General features: G+C 48.4%; 12 protein-coding genes. 7 read left to right on the top strand and 5 right to left on the bottom strand.

What is annotated here, in order from left to right; translation table 11 throughout:
* Positions 1 to 8 precede the first annotated feature (8 nt).
* A complete protein-coding gene (locus tag BN1360_RS15825) occupies positions 9 to 1,709 on the top strand; it encodes an MFS transporter (protein ID WP_068780818.1) in 1,701 nt (566 codons plus the stop codon).
* A gap of 134 nt (positions 1,710 to 1,843) precedes the next feature.
* Here BN1360_RS15825 and BN1360_RS15830 read toward each other — a convergent pair whose 3' ends face one another.
* Together BN1360_RS15830 and BN1360_RS15835 are read right to left on the bottom strand one after the other, a co-directional pair.
* Positions 1,844 to 3,916, bottom strand: a complete 2,073-nt coding sequence (locus tag BN1360_RS15830; protein ID WP_068780819.1) for an ABC transporter ATP-binding protein — start codon at positions 3,914 to 3,916, stop codon at positions 1,844 to 1,846.
* Between the two features lie 16 nt (positions 3,917 to 3,932).
* Entirely contained in the window at positions 3,933 to 5,678 is a 1,746-nt protein-coding gene (locus BN1360_RS15835; RefSeq protein WP_068780820.1) for an ABC transporter ATP-binding protein, read from the bottom strand.
* A 508-nt stretch (positions 5,679 to 6,186) separates the two neighbouring features.
* On the opposite strand from BN1360_RS15835, the gene BN1360_RS15840 reads away from it, so the two are divergent.
* Positions 6,187 to 6,486: a HesB/YadR/YfhF family protein gene (locus BN1360_RS15840; protein ID WP_068780821.1), complete on the top strand. Its 300-nt coding sequence runs from the start codon at positions 6,187 to 6,189 to the stop codon at positions 6,484 to 6,486.
* 79 nt (positions 6,487 to 6,565) lie between these two features.
* On the opposite strand, the gene BN1360_RS15845 is transcribed toward BN1360_RS15840, so the two are convergent.
* Positions 6,566 to 7,084 carry an ADP-heptose synthase gene (locus BN1360_RS15845; RefSeq protein ID WP_068780822.1) on the bottom strand — a complete coding sequence of 173 codons (519 nt, stop codon included), beginning with the start codon at positions 7,082 to 7,084 and terminating at the stop codon, positions 6,566 to 6,568.
* A 189-nt stretch (positions 7,085 to 7,273) separates the two neighbouring features.
* Between BN1360_RS15845 and BN1360_RS15850 the strand changes: the two genes are divergently transcribed.
* The 5 genes from BN1360_RS15850 to BN1360_RS15865 all read left to right on the top strand — a co-directional run bounded on the left by BN1360_RS15850 (position 7,274) and on the right by BN1360_RS15865 (position 12,890).
* Positions 7,274 to 8,215, top strand: coding sequence for a phosphotransferase family protein (locus tag BN1360_RS15850; RefSeq protein WP_069188360.1), 942 nt, complete (start codon positions 7,274 to 7,276; stop codon positions 8,213 to 8,215).
* 73 nt (positions 8,216 to 8,288) lie between these two features.
* Positions 8,289 to 8,417, top strand: a complete 129-nt coding sequence (locus tag BN1360_RS26245) for a hypothetical protein (protein ID WP_267490890.1) — start codon at positions 8,289 to 8,291, stop codon at positions 8,415 to 8,417.
* Between the two features lie 344 nt (positions 8,418 to 8,761).
* Complete coding sequence (locus tag BN1360_RS15855; protein WP_148466587.1) at positions 8,762 to 8,962, top strand: hypothetical protein; 201 nt, start codon at positions 8,762 to 8,764, stop codon at positions 8,960 to 8,962.
* Between the two features lie 1,450 nt (positions 8,963 to 10,412).
* Positions 10,413 to 12,161, top strand: a complete 1,749-nt coding sequence (locus tag BN1360_RS15860) for an ABC transporter ATP-binding protein (RefSeq protein ID WP_068780957.1) — start codon at positions 10,413 to 10,415, stop codon at positions 12,159 to 12,161.
* Between the two features lie 60 nt (positions 12,162 to 12,221).
* Entirely contained in the window at positions 12,222 to 12,890 is a 669-nt protein-coding gene (locus BN1360_RS15865; protein WP_068780824.1) for an HD domain-containing protein, read from the top strand.
* A gap of 40 nt (positions 12,891 to 12,930) precedes the next feature.
* Here BN1360_RS15865 and BN1360_RS15870 read toward each other — a convergent pair whose 3' ends face one another.
* Both BN1360_RS15870 and BN1360_RS15875 read right to left on the bottom strand, forming a co-directional pair.
* Complete coding sequence (locus BN1360_RS15870) at positions 12,931 to 13,383, bottom strand: DUF441 domain-containing protein (protein ID WP_193556382.1); 453 nt, start codon at positions 13,381 to 13,383, stop codon at positions 12,931 to 12,933.
* Positions 13,384 to 13,701: 318 nt separating this feature from the next.
* A complete protein-coding gene (locus BN1360_RS15875; RefSeq protein ID WP_082790085.1) occupies positions 13,702 to 14,721 on the bottom strand; it encodes a YpdA family putative bacillithiol disulfide reductase in 1,020 nt (339 codons plus the stop codon).
* Between the last annotated feature and the right edge of the window lie 52 nt (positions 14,722 to 14,773).

The raw sequence follows: 14,773 nt of genomic DNA on the forward strand, positions 1-14,773 counted from the left end.
TGAGGGAGATGAATACACGATTTAGAGCTGTACTGGCTTTTTCAGCCATTTTGTTAGGATATTTTATGGCCTTACTTGATACAACGATAGTTAACATTGCTCTGCCTGAAATGACAAGTTACTTCGGTGGCACGGTTTCGCAAATTTCCTGGGTGATGAATGGTTACAATTTGGCTTTTGCCGCACTGATTTTGACGGCGTCCAGACTGGCGGATCAGTTCGGACGCAAAAAAGTATTTATTTTAGGATTAGTCCTGTTTACGTTGTCTTCTTTGCTATCCGGGCTATCCAACTCGCTTGGCATGCTGATATTGTTCAGGGCAATCCAGGGATTAGCTGGAGCCATCATCGTGCCTGTAACGATTCCATTGACGACGACGACTTTTCCAAAAGAAAAGCATGGGATAATCATCGGTATATGGGGAGCGGTTGCAGGACTTGCCGCAGCCAGCGGGCCATCGCTGGGTGGGATTTTAACGGAAAAACTGAATTGGCAATGGATATTCTATGTTAATGTTCCGCTAGGTCTGTTAAGCATCTTGCTGACTCTTCTGTTCATTAAAGAATCACGGGATGAAATGGCAGGCAAGTCGGTAGATTATGGCGGCATGCTCTCCATTACTGCCGGTATGCTATGTATCACCTATGCCTTTGTTAAAGCAAATGATTATGGTTGGAACTCTGCCGAATTTTATACCTTACTCGGCGCAGGTCTGATACTGACCGCCTTTTTCTTCCATTTGCAGACACGGGGAAAGGAGCCGATGCTTCCGTTGATGTTGCTAAAAATCAAGGAGTTTAACGGCACTTCATTAGCGCTATTTATAGTTGGAGCGGCATTATCCAACCTAACCCTGCTGACATCTTTTTTCCTGACTAGAGAGATGGGAATGACGGAATTAAAGGCAGGTCTGGTATTATCGATATTAGCTGCTGGCTCCATCATCAGTTCCGCAGTCTCAGGGGGATTATCCAATAAATATGGTAGCCGCTGGTTTGGAGTGACAGGGGTTGCGATCATTTGCGGCGCCATCTACGCTATGAGCAACTTGGATGCCCAATCCCCAATAAGCGCTGTGCTGCTTCGGTTATTTATCGCTGGCCTGGGTCTCGGCTTGACACTGGCTCCGCTAATGTCGGCGGGAGTACGTCATGTGCCTGAAGAGAAGGTCGGTATTGCATCAGGTGTAATGAATATGACTAAATCAATTGGTAGCGTATTGGGAGTTGCCATCATCGTTACTCTGCTGCAGCAGAGTATAATCGGGGAGATGCAAACAGCGCAGGTGCGGATTTTAGAGCAAGTGAGAGAGAGTCAGAGGCTAATGCCGGTTGTAAAAGAAGTTCTCGTTGCTGTAGTGGAAGAACAGGCAAGCCGCGCGCAGACCAGATCAGACAGCGAGTTACAAGAGGCAGAGTTGTCTGGTCAGATCATACAGGGGGTGGAGGCAGCGGCCGCCAAGCTTAATGCAGAGCAGCAAAAGATATTTGCTGCTGCTCGGGACGATCAGATGAAGGAAGTGAAGCTATTGCTTGCATCAGCCGGAGCGGATTTGAAGCAAGCTTCTGTCAATGGCTTCCGTAAATCCTTTATTTACGCCAGCTTCATGTTACTGCCGGGGCTTATATTTGCATGGATGAGCGATAAACGCAGAGCAGAAAAAGATTCGGACAAATCGGCTGATCGATCGACGATGAACGTGGCATAGCATAAGCGTTCAAAGTATCTCTCTCGCTAATTTTAGACACAAAGAGCAAGCATCAAGGCGGGTAAACCTTAATGCTTGCTCTTCTATAGTTTTAGTCGTCATTTGCTCTGATTCTGTCAAACCACCCTAAAGCATTACACCATCGCCGAAGCTGATGAGGCAGCGCTGGGAGTGGAGGAGGGAGCCTGTGTGTCAGCCGCCCCATGCTGCAGGCGGTACATCTGATAATAACGTCCGCCTTTGGCCAGAAGCTCGTCGTGCGTGCCGCGTTCGACGATTTCGCCGTGATGCAGCAGCAGAATCTGGTCTGCACTGCGAATGGTCGATAGGCGGTGCGCGATGATAAAGGTCGTGCGTCCGCGCTTCAGCACCTCCAGCGCCTCTTGAATGAGAGCTTCGGTTTCGGTATCAATGTTAGCCGTTGCTTCATCGAGAATCAGGATCGCCGGATCGAAGGCCAGCGCCCGAGCGAAGGAGATCAACTGCCGTTCGCCTGCGGATAACGTACTGCCTTTCTCCACGACAGGCTCATCCAGTCCCTTGGGAAGATGGGCCAGAATGCGCGTGGCCCCGACATCTTCCAGCGCTTTCTCTATCCGCTCCCGGGAGATATGCTTGTCGCCGAGACTGACGTTGGAAGCGATCGTACCCGTGAACAGATAAGGATCCTGCAGTACGATGCCCATATGCTGTCTGATCCATTGCTTCGGCAGATCCTTGATAGGCTGCCCGTCGATCGTGATCATTCCTTTTTGCGGATCGTAGAAGCGGAACAGAAGGTTGATGATCGAGCTCTTGCCGGAGCCGGTATGGCCTACGAGGGCAACGGTTTGACCTTGCTTGGCCTCGAATGATATAACCTTCAAGACGTAATCGCGTTTGTAAGCGAATGATACATTCTTAAATTCCACATTCCCTTTATAACGCGGCATCGAACCGTCTGTTACCTCTTCGCCCGGCTCATCCATAAGCGTGAACACTCTTCCGGCAGATACCATGGAGGAATCCAGCGCAGCGAGCTGGTTGACCATCCCCGTGATCGGTTGGAACAGCCGTCCCAGAACATCAACGAAGGCATAGAGGACGCCAAGCGAGATGATGCCGGCTCCGCTAAGCTGCTCCGAACCGAAGAACCATAATACAACGGCAAAGGAGAGGCTGCGAATTACGTTAACCAGGTTATGGGAGGTAAGGGCATTAAGATTAAGCATTTTGTTCTGATGCTTCATATAATCGTTATTCAGATTCTCGAACTCTTCCCGCGTCTGATCTTCACGGCGGAAGATACGAATGATCGACATCCCCTGAATCGATTCGTTGATGATGGCGTTGATCTCGCTCAGACGAGAGCGGATGATCGTATTATATTTAGTCGCGAATTTGCGGTACAGCACAACCCAGGCCCAAATGACAGGGACGACGAACAAGCAGATCAGTCCCAGGCGTAAATCAAGCAGGAACAGGGCGACATAGACCCCGAGCATATTGATAACCCCGGAGAAAAAATTGGATAATACCGCGATGAACAAGTCCTTGACTGCCTCGGTATCATTTGTAACGCGTGACACGACCTTGCCGGCTGGCAAATTATCAAAAAAGTGTACCGGAAGGCGCTGAATATGGGCATATACATCAATGCGCAGTTTCTGGATGACTTTATTGGCAGAAGACTGCAGCCAATATGTTTTGCCAAACTCCATCATGATGGAGATCGCCAGAAAGGCGAAATACCAGCCGACCAGTTGGATAATTCCAGGCATCTCAGGCTTGTAGAAAGCAAATAGCTCGGAGGAGCTTAGTTTCTGTCCCGGATACTGCTGAATTTCTCCATTCTTATTCAGCAATAGAGCACCGTCTTGATAGCTTCGTTTGCCGGTCACATCTGCGATCGATTGCTCCACGAAGATGAAGGAAGTGCCTACTTGAAGCAGACGTACTTCATCTCCTTTTGCTTCTCCCTCCGAGAACCGGTCGCCGCGCTTAAAGTACCGGCCATCGAATTTAACGGTCTCCGAACCGCCGGGATGGTTTGTCTCGAAGAAAGGCTGTTCGATGGCAAGCATATGATCGTCGATCATGGAGCGGGCGATGAACGGACCGGCCAAATCGGCGGCTACACCGATTGCCAGCATAACAAGCGCGAGTATAAACGTATTTTTAGCCGTTAAGGCGTATTTAAATAGTGATTTAGCAACATTGGTGTGCAATTCTTTGGATACCTCCTTAGTCGTCCAAGCTTGATTCCACCTGTTGACGTTCGTATTGCTCAAGGTACCAGCCGCCTTCTCGCAGCAGAGTCTCATGGGTGCCTTGCTCTACGATTCGTCCTTTCTCCAGTACGACGATCCAATCCGCATGCTCAATAGCCGATAGGCGGTGGGTGGAGATCAGTGTTGTCTTGCCGGAGCGTTTGCTTCGTATGTTATCGATAATGCGTGCTTCGGTTCGGGCATCTACTGCGGATAAGGCATCATCCAGGATCAGGATGTCCGGTTCGGCAATAAATGCTCTGGCCAGGGATACGCGTTGTTTCTGTCCGCCGGAGAGGGCCACGCCCTTCTCGCCAACAAGGGTGTCCAGTCCATCGGACAAGGTTCCCAGATCCTGGTCAAAGGCGGCGGTGCGTATGGCCTCCATAATTTGCTCATCCGGCGCATTCGGCAAGCCAAACTGGATGTTCTGCCGCACTGTCTTGGAGAACAGAATCTGTTCTTGAGGAACATAACCGATCCAGCCGTGCAGCTGATCCAGGGTGATATTCTGCAGCGGTTCACCGGAAATTCGGATATCCCCATCCCCAAGAGGATATTCATGCAGTATCTGCTTTAGCAAGGTCGACTTGCCGCTGCCCGTTCTACCAACGATGCCAAGCGTCTCGCCGCGGCGGATCGTCAGGTCAACCTGCTCAAGATTATTTACCGTAGAGGTAGGGTAGCGGAAGGTCACATTTTTAAATTGTATACTGTCAGGCGACCCTACATGCACCGGATTATCGCTGTCCTGTACATCAGGCTTGACATTCAATGTCTCATTCACCCGATCGAGCGAAGCTCCGCCGCGTTGCATGACGTTGATTAGTTCGCCAATCGCGAACATCGGCCAGATCATCATCCCAAGGTACATATTAAAGGAGACAAGATCGCCCAGGGTCAGCTCATTTTGGAATACAAGGTAGATCCCGTAGGTAAGACCGATCGCATAGCTCAGCCCAACGAACAAACGGATCGTCGGTTCAAAATAAGCATCGACCTTGGCAACCGCCAGATTTTTCTTATAGACATCATTTGTAATATCTTCGAATCTTTTCTCGTCATTACGTTCCTGAACATAGGCGCGAATGACGCGGATGCCGGCAACCGACTCCAACACCTGGTCGTTCATATCGCCGAAGGCGTCCTGGGCCAGCGTGTAGCGTTCGTGAATGATCTTGCCGTATATTTTCATCGCTAATGCAATGAACGGCAGCGGGATGATGGCGGCTAGGGTCAGCTTCCAGCTAATCAGCGTTCCCATAGCGACAAATATGACGGTTAGATAAGCCGTGGAGTCCGTCAAGGTCAGCATCCCAAAGCCAACGGTCGTTGATACGGCACGCAGGTCGTTCGTTGCCCGAGCCATCAGATCGCCCGTACGGCTGCGCTCAAAGAACGGAGGCGTCATCCGCAGCAAATGATTCATGAAGCGGGTACGCAGCAGCCGTTCGACCAGATTGGAGCCGCCAAACAATTTGTGCATCCACACATAGGTAACCATATAGATAAATGCCAATACGCCGAGGATAAGCAAGATATACTTGGTTAGCGAGCCCCAGGTAATAGAGCCGGTGACGATCTCATCAATGGCGTTCCCAAGCAGGCGCGGTGGAGCAAGCTCCACAATGCCGACGAGAATCAGGAAGGTTACTCCAATCAGGTAGCGCTTTTTTTCCCGCCCGAAGAACCATCCTAAATTTTTTAGTACAGAAAACATGTTCAGGTTTCCTCCTTACGTTCAAAATCTCATAGTTCGTGATTAAGGCAGCCTTTTTAGTTTGCATGATTTAGCATCTGCAGTTGAGGAAACCAAACAAAAAGGCATACCGTCAGTAGACGATATGCCTTAAGGATCTCCGCATATACCGCTAACGCTGCTCATAGATGAAGCAGCATGTGGTATGACCGAATTCGATTATATCCATTGATCATGAGACAATGGGGTCCAGTTAATCTATTCGAACCTGCAGGGCTGCTTCGGTATTCAGTTGATGTTGCCCCGTATGGAACAATACAGGATTAGCATTAAAGATAGTCACCGAGATTCACCCTTTCTGGTTTGGTAATAATTTCAATCGATTACTCTGACGATTTTATCACTGGTTTTACAAAGATGTCAATTTAAATTTTTTGGCGCCTTGAGCTGGAGAAGTGGTTTATCAAATCTTCATTTGGCTTTGTAGACAGATTCATCTACAATAAACTTGATAGGAGGGAAAAAAGCTATGCTAAATATTACAAATGAAGCTGCTGAGTGGTTTAAACAAGAACTGGACTTGCAAGAAGGACAAGCTATTCGATTTTTTCCTCGTTATAGTTCTGGCGGAGGGGTGCATCCCGGATTTTCGCTTGGGATTGAAGTTAATGATCCAACGGTTCCCGGATTGCAGACTGAAGCCGGGGGGATCAAGTTTTACATGGAAGAGCGGGATTTATGGTATTTGGAAGGGTATCATTTCAATGTAACTTATAATGCGGACGCCGGCGATATTGAGTACGAATATGAGGCAGCTGACTCCAAATAACGCTCGCTGATGGGGAATACGGATATACATACAAGGCCCGCTCTAGGCGGGCCTTGTTAGATCGTGCTTATCGTCATGCTTACCGAAGCTTGTTATAGAATATATTGTCCTCCATGGCAAAATCAAAATCTCCAATATCGAACACTTGTACAGGAATCTCCGCTTCAATAATGCGGCGAATGAGCTCAAGCTGGTCAGATAGAATCGGGGCCTGTTCCCGTTCGGCGGTAAGAATAATCTCAGTCTCTATCGGATCGAGAAAGTCGCCGAATCGTTCGTTATCGACCGCGTTGACGATGGTCCATACAATATTGTCGCCGAATAGAATGGACGGACTTTTGGACCAGGGAATACTTAGAGCGCGTTCGATTTTTTTGCGATTGAGCGGTTCTTCGAGATAAGTGATAAGCTCATTGATTTTATGTTTGACATGGAGATCATCAGCAGGATCATGCATTAATGGTTCCTGGCTGTTCTGGAATTCATACAGTTCCATGACGGTACTGTAAGGAACGATATACTCCACAGGTGCAGACGGTATTAACAATTCACCGTAAATCGCCACCATCACGGCTTCAATGACAAATCTACGTGACATGATTCTCCTCCTAATGCGGCAACTTGTCTCCATAAGCAGCAAAGGGCTTGTTCATAGGCCTGCTTCTCTGCATCGCTTCTATCAGCGGGGCGCGAAGACAATAATTTGATAATAATTAGGAGTATATCACTATTATCTGGGCAAATACAGTCTTCACATAAAAAACTCGGAAACAAAGGGGAGGATGTAATGAGTTCTACAAGTAGTAACTCCGCTTTTTCGTTGTCAGGGGCCACCATGCAATGGCTGCAGGAACAGGCGGGAGCAGGTTCCGTGATCGAGCAGGTCAACGCCTTGAAGGGGGGCATTTCCTCGGCGGTGTACGGGATACAAGGGATGAGGCAAGGGGAGAAGTTCGAATACGTGCTTCGACAATTCACGGATCGCGAATGGCTGGATCACGAGCCGGATCTTGCCGAGCATGAAGCCCAGGCCTTGATTCGGGCTTATGAAGCAGCTGTTCCTTCACCGCAGTGGATTGCCGGTGATTTCACAGGTCAGTGCTGCGGCCTTCCTTCCGTATTGATGACACGGCTGGAGGGTGAGGTGATTCTGCAGCCTCGAGAGCTGCCAGGCTGGATAGAGGGACTAGCGAGGGCTTTGGCTGGACTGCATCAAGCGGATACAATTCCGATGAGATGGAACTATTTCACGTACAATAATATCCATGCGCTCCAGATTCCGGAATGGACCCGTTCTCCAGAAGCCTGGGGGAAAATCATAAAGCGGGTTCAAGGGGATGCCCCTGTATACACACCGCGCTTCATCCATCGTGATTATCATCCGACCAATATCCTGTGGAAGAACGGAAAAGTAAGCGGAATTGTAGATTGGGTCAATTCTTGCTATGGCCCGGCGGGCATCGATACGGGGCATTGCCGTGTGAATCTTGTGCAGCTGCACGGGGTCGAGATCGCGGACGCTTTTCTCGAAGCGTATTTGAACAGTCCGGGCAGTACGGAGGAGGTCGCAGATGTCTATTGGGATATGCTCAGTCTGACCGACTTCCTGTGCGGGCCGCCCGAGGTGTATCAGGGCTGGATTGACCTTGGCTTCACCGGTTTAAGTACACAAATCATCAAAGAGCGGATTGATGAATATGCGGAGAGCCTGGCCGCCAAGCTAGCGTGAATGTGATAAGGGCGAAGGTAGGTTGGGAAAAGAGTGGGTGGAGCAATAAGGGCGAAGCTGTGATGGGAACTGAATGGGTGAAAGTGACAAGAGCGAAGTTGTGGCGGGAATGAGTATGTGGAGCAATAAGGGCGAAGCTGTGATGGGAACTGAATGGGTGAAAGTGACAAGAGCGAAGTTGTGGTGGGAAAAGAGTGCGTGAAGCAATAAGGGCGAAGCTGTGATGGGAACTGAATGGGTGGAAGCGACAAGAGCGAAGTTGTGGCGGAGAAGAGTGTGAGGGGGGATATAGAGAAATTTGCTCACAAAGATGGGAAGGACTTTCTCAGATGCTCCTGTACTTATAAATGTATTTTTTNCCGCCCGAGGTGTATCAGGGCTGGATTGACCTTGGCTTCACCGGTTTAAGTACACAAATCATCAAAGAGCGGATTGATGAATATGCGGAGAGCCTGGCCGCCAAGCTAGCGTGAATGTGATAAGGGCGAAGGTAGGTTGGGAAAAGAGTGGGTGAAGCAATAAGGGCGAAGCTGTGATGGGAACTGAATGGGTGGAAGCGACAAGAGCGAAGTTGTGGCGGGAATGAGTATGTGGAGCAATAAGGAGTATTGGGCCAACAACGGAGGCAAGCCCTTGCAAGAGTTGATCACCCATACCTCCTGGCCGCCGCGAAACCTCAGTAAAGGCGTCCAGGACGTGCCCGATAAGGGCAAAGCCAAGCTGGGAATAGAGTATGTGGAGTATTAAGCGCGCAGTTATGAAGCTGTGACGGGAAAAAAGGCCAGCCGCGGAACTTCCAAAACTTCTAACGAAACTACCGAACGTTATTTGCCCATAATTAACCACTTTTTAGATTTAACGAAACGTTGTAACGTTATTTGAAGGAAATAGTAGCGTTTATCCCCAAATTTGCCCTAATAGCGATCCCCAGTTTCGTTAGAATATTCAGAACCGTTTTTGCGCCCCAATAGCGATCCCCAGTTTCGTTAAAATGTTCAAAACCATTTGGCGTCCTGATAGTGGTACCTTGTTTCGTTAGAATGCACAGAACTCTTTTGACGTCCCCTAGCGGTACTCAGTTTGGTTCGAATTTGGGGCAGTTCTATCTAGCAATAATTCAGAGGGCCAATCGTATGGTGAAAAGTATGTTAGTGTATGTGAAGCAATACGAAGCTATAAAGAAGTTAAGACGGAGGAAGGGCCAGCCGGGACTTCCAAAACTTCTAACGAAACTACCAAACGTTATTTGCCCATAATTAGCCACTTTTTAATTTTAACGAAACGTTGTAACGTTATTTGCAGGAAATAGTAGCTTTTATCCCCAAATTTGCCCTAATAGCGATCCCCAGTTTCGTTAGAATATTCAGAACCGTTTTTGCGCCCCAATAGCGATCTCCAGTTTCGTTAAAATGTTCAAAACCATTTGGCGTCCCGATAGCGGTACCTTGTTTCGTTAGAATGCACAGAACTCTTTTGACGTCCCCTAGCGGTACTCAGTTGGTTCGAATTTGGGGCAGTTCTATCTAGCAATAATTCAGAGGGCCAGTCGTATGGTGAAAAGTCTGTTAGTGTATGTGAAGCAATACGAAGCTATAAAGAAGTTAAGACGGAGGAAGGGCCAGCCGGGACTTCCAAAACTTCTAACGAAACTACTGAACGTTATTTGCCCATAATTAGCCACTTTTTAGATTTAACGAAACGTTGTAACGTTATTTGCAGGAAATAGTAGCTTTTATCCCCAAATTTGCCCTAATAGCGATCCCCAGTTTCGTTAAAATTTTCAGAACCGTTTTTGCGCCCCAATAGCGATCCCCAGTTTCGTTAAAATGTTCAAAACCATTTGGCGTCCCGATAGCGGTACCTTGTTTCGTTAGAATGCACAGAACTCTTTTGACGTCCCCTAGCGGTACTCAGTTTGGTTCGAATAACGATCCTCAGTTTCGTTAGAAAGTACAGGATCATTTGGCGCCCCAATAGCGACCTCTAGTTCAAAACCATTTGGTGCCCCAATAGCGATCTCCAGTTTCGTTAGAGTGCACAGAGAGCGGCTTTTGCGCCCTAATAACAGTCCCCAGTTCCGTTGGAATTAGGGGCAGATTTATTTGGCTCTAAATCAGAGAGCCGGTATGTATGGTAAAAAGTTTGATAGAGTAGTAGATTTAATACTAGAAAGAACGACATGAGGGATGTGCATGATTTGAAGTATTGGAAGGCCTATTTTAAGTTTGTAAAGCCGTATACGAAGTGGATTATTTTGACGTTGATCATTGGGATACTGAAATTTGGAATTCCATCATTGCTGCCCTTGGTGCAAAAATACGTAGTAGACGATATTTTGATGAACGGGGCCATGGATATCGAGCATAAAGTGTCGCAGCTGATGATTGTACTGGCGATTACCTTCGTGCTATTCGTCATTGTTCGCGGCCCGGTGGAATATGCCCGGCAATACTTCGCGCAATTCATCACGGCCAAAATACTGTTTGACCTGCGCAATAAGCTGTACGGCCATTTGCAGCGTTTATCACTTAAATACTATCAGAATACAAAGGTGGGAGAGATTATCTCCCGCTTCATTAACGACGCAGAGCAGACGAAAAATATCGTTGAGATCGGGATGATGAATGTCTGGCTGGATACGTTCACCCTGGTGTTTGTGCTTGGCTTTATGTTCTATTTGAATCCCCTGTTGACCCTGGTTTCCATCTCCATTTTTCCTCTTTATGCGATCGCCGTTAAAGTTCTCTATAAACGCCTCAAAAAATTGACCAAAGACCGTTCAGCCGCTCTGGCCGGAATTCAGGCGTATCTTCATGAGCGGATTCAAGGGATATCGGTCATTCGCAGCTTTGCATTGGAGAAGCATGATCGTAAGCAATTCGAAGCGATTAACGGCAAATATCTGAACAAGGCGATGGCCCATAGCCGTTGGAATGCCTGGACCTTCGCCGTGATTAATACTTTGACGGATATCGCTCCGCTGCTCGTTATTGGTTATGGGGGATATCAGGTCATCCAGGGGCATTTGACGCTGGGAACCTTTGTCGCTTTCTTCGGCTATCTGGATCGTCTGTATGCGCCTCTGAAGCGGCTGATCAACTCCTCGACGATTCTGACTCAGGCTTCGGCATCCTGGGAGCGTGTGCTGGAATTGCTGGACGAGCCTTATGATATGACCGATGATCAGCATGCAGTGCAATTGCCGGCGGGCAGCCATGCTGTCGCTTTTCGAAATGTATGGTTCAAATATCAAGAGCATGGCGGCTGGATACTGAAAAATATTTCACTGCAGGTGAATCCGGGACAAACGGTTGCTTTCGTCGGGATGAGCGGCGGCGGTAAATCTTCATTGGTTGGCTTGATTCCAAGGTTCTATGATATCCAGAAGGGATCGGTAATCGTTGGCGGCAAAGATGTTCGCCATTGGACGATGGAGAGTCTGCGAAGCAAGGTTGGCATGGTGCTGCAGGATAATTTTCTGTTTAGCGGCACAGTCCGAGATAATATTATGCTTGGAAACCCGGAGGCCGATGAGGAAGCTGTCATTTCGGCGGCGAAGGCGGCGAACGCCCATGATTTCATTATAAACCTGACTCAGGGCTATGATACAGAAGTCGGGGAACGAGGGGTGAAGCTGTCGGGCGGCCAGAAGCAGCGGATTGCCATCGCCCGCGTGTTCTTGAAAGACCCGTCGATACTTATTCTGGATGAAGCCACCTCGGCGCTCGACCTCGAGTCCGAGCACTTGATTCAGCAAACGTTGCAGCAATTGTCCAAGAGTAGAACCACCCTGATCGTAGCCCATCGATTGTCGACGATTACCCATGCGGATCAGATTATCGTGATGAAGAACGGTACAGTCGCTGAACGGGGAACCCATGAAGAGTTAATGCACAAAGATGGCGTCTACTCACAACTGTACAGCATACAAAATTTGAATGTTTAGTTAAACTTATAGCGGATATTCCCAGCAAAGCGATTCTTCACAGTGAGAGGGGCTTGAATAATGGAAAATAAAGAGTTGTCCGCTCTTCAGGAACAATTGATTCGGGAGGCCGAGCAGTTTGCCCGTGCGGAATTAGAGCATGACCAGACCGGACATGATTGGTGGCATATCCAGCGGGTTGTTCAAATGACCAAGCGTCTGGCCCGAGCTGAGAATGCCGATGAATTTATTTGCACGGTTGCAGCATTACTCCATGATGTGGCGGACGAGAAGCTTAATGTCTCGAAGCAGGCCGGACAAGATAAGGTCAGCGCTTGGCTCTCAGAGCATGACTTTAAGGGTGCTGATCAGGAGCATATTATAGAGATTATATCGAACCTACCCTACAATGCCGGCAAGAACCCGCCGATGCGTACTTTGGAAGGGCAAGTTGTACAGGACGCCGACCGGATCGATGCTATTGGAGCGATTGCTATTGCCAGAGCCTTCCTGTATGCAGGGGTGAAGGGGAATCCGATTCATGATCCGCAAATTTCGCCGCGAAGCGAGATGACTGCGGAGCAGTATAGGCAAGAGAAAAGCACAGGGATCAACCATTTTCATGAGAAGCTGCTTAAATTGAATAACCTGATTAATACCGAATCTGCGAAACAAATCGCGGCAGAGAGACATTCCTATATGGAGCAATATGTAGAGCGTTTCTATCGGGAATGGTCAGGGGAGGAGTAATAGAACAAGCCTCTAGCACACCAGTGCAGAGGCTATAAATTTACATTTTGCCGATCAGAAGCGATAGAATGCCCGCCGCAATGAGGGGGCCGACGGGGACGCCACGGAAGAAGGCGACGCCGAGGACGGTGCCAATCAGGAGTCCGGCGACGATCGTCGGCTGATTTCCCATCAGGGCGGCACCGCGCCCGCCTAACCAGGCCACAAGCATTCCAACGCCGATGGCAAGGATCGACTTCCAGTTGAAGAAGGAGGACCAGAGCGTCTGCAGCGAAAGTTTACCGCTGGCGACCGGAGTCATTACACCGATCGTCAATACGATAATCCCGATCGTAAGTCCGTATTTCTCCAGCCAAGGGAACATGAACTGCATATGCAACACCCGAAGTAGAAGAAGAACAATCATTGCGACGGTAATCGGCATATTGTTGCTGAAAATTCCGAGTGCTGCCATCAATAGCAGTAGCAATGAAGTCATATCAATCTGATTCATAGCAAGCTCTCCTTAATAAAATGCATGATCATAAAGTCCGATTTTTCAACACCGAACCATATGGCTTCCAATGTGCATTTTCCAAAACGCTTCCGCTTGGATGACACCGGGGACGAAAGGAGCGGGGCTCCACGTTTTTGTAAAGATGACTTCGGAAGCATGTGCTTGAAGTTGGTACGTGAGCACCTGGAACAGATGTTTCCGGAGAAAACATGACATCCTTACCATCTGCTTAGTCCTTAATCCCGGCTGAATTCAAGATTCAAAGTCGAATAGCTACATGAGGTACTTCGTGACTCAAAGCGAATGAGGTTATTCTCACCCAAGGGAGGACATGATATGTTCGGCGATAATCCGCCCATGCCCGCGTCCAGTTTCGATAAATACCTCATTGGCATTTCGTCCTGAAGCAATAACCCCTGCGACATAGATCCCCGGGACATTGGACTCCATCGTCTCCGTATTAAACTTTGGTTTTTCCATCTCATCGGTTAACTCTACGCCGGCCTCATGAAGCAGCTTACGGTCAGGGCGGAAGCCTGTGAGGGCAAGCACAAAATCATTAGGAAGATGGACATGGCTATGATCGCTCAGTTCCACAACAATCTCCGCAGCCTTAATCTCGATGACGCGAGAGGACAACATCAGATGGATTCGCTCTTTGTTAACGAGACTCTCAAACAGCGGCTTCACCCAAGGCTTAATGGATGAGGACAACTCATCCCCGCGGTAAACCATCGTGATCTCTGCTCCGACACGGGACAACTCCATAGCTGCATCTACGGCAGAGTTGCTGCCTCCGATAATAGCCACCTTCATCCCCGTATACGGATGGGCTTCCTGAAAATAATGGGATACTTTATCTGTATCTTCCCCAGGAATGCCAAGCATATTAGGATGATCGAAATATCCGGTAGCGATAATGACATAACGTGTCTCATATTCCCAGACCTCACCGCTGCGGGTAATCGAATGCACTTTAAAAGTACCATCCGGCAGCCGCTCGATCTTGGTTGCTTCCTCATAAGAAGCTATAGGGACTTCATACTGCTCGCTGACTTTGCGATAGTAAGCCAGGGCTTCATGCCGGAATGGCTTCTCATTCGGGGTCGAAAAAGGCATATCGCCGATCTCCAGCAGCTCTGCTGTACTGAAGAACTGCATATGTGTGGGATAAGAAAAAATCGAATGGACAAGGCAATGCTTCTCCAGAACCAGCGTATGTAATCCGCGGCGCTGACATTCGATCGCAGCGGAAAGTCCGCATGGGCCAGCTCCGATAATGATAACATCCTGCATGAGATACCTCCTAGAACGATAAAAATATAGGCGATTCATTAAAAGAATAAACCATATCCATCCTACAGCAAAAGTTCTCTAATATCCAGAT

This window comes from Paenibacillus sp. GM2 (genome assembly GCF_900069005.2).
Lineage (GTDB): Bacteria > Bacillota > Bacilli > Paenibacillales > Paenibacillaceae > Fontibacillus.